Raw genomic sequence first — 742 nt, 5'->3', positions numbered from 1 at the left:
TGTTCCTTGAAAACTGCACAGCGAGAAAGAAAAGCCAAAAGAGGTTGTAAGTTAAACAAAAATTTAGGTAGAACTTACAATTTCACCGAAAAAGGTCAAGATAGAAAGGGCACATGGCGGATGCCTAGGCGCTTTAGGCCGACGAAGGACGTGGGAAGCTGCGAAAAGCTGCGGGGAGTTGCAAGCAAACCTTGATCCGCAGATCTCCGAATGGGGCAACCCGGCAGGGGCAAACCCCTGTCACCGTACAGTGAACACATAGCAGTGCGGAGGGCACCCGGGGAACTGAAACATCTTAGTACCCGGAGGAAAAGAAAGAAAACTCGAATCCCTGAGTAGCGGCGAGCGAAATGGGACCAGCCTAAACCAGCGATGCTTGCATTGCTGGGGTTGCGGGACCTCAAGGTGGGATTAAGCAGTCTAGTCGAACACAGCTGGAAAGCTGGAGCACAGAAGGTAACACTCCTGTAGACGAAAGACAAATTAACCCTAGAGGGATCCCAAGTACCGCGGGACACGTGGAACCCCGTGGGAATCCGGCAGGACCACCTGCCAAGGCTAAATACCTAAAGCGACCGATAGCGAACCAGTACCGTGAGGGAAAGGTGAAAAGCACCCCGGGAGGGGAGTGAAAGAGAACCTGAAACCATGTGCCTACAAGCAGTCGAAGCACGTTAAAAGTGTGACGGCGTACTTTTTGTAGAACGGACCGGCGAGTTACATTAACAAGCGAGGTTAAGAC

At 51.8% G+C, this 742-nt stretch carries 1 rRNA gene; it reads left to right on the top strand.

The window, feature by feature from the left end:
* Positions 1–93 precede the first annotated feature (93 nt).
* Positions 94–742 (top strand): 23S ribosomal RNA (locus V6C27_14775); the annotation flags it as partial.

The sequence above is a fragment of the Peptococcaceae bacterium 1198_IL3148 genome (genome assembly GCA_036763105.1).
In the GTDB taxonomy this organism is placed as follows: Bacteria; Bacillota; Desulfotomaculia; order Desulfotomaculales; family Desulfohalotomaculaceae; genus JBAIYS01.
The sequence above is the reverse complement of the archived record's forward strand: the minus strand, read 5'-3'. Positions and strand labels throughout refer to the sequence as shown.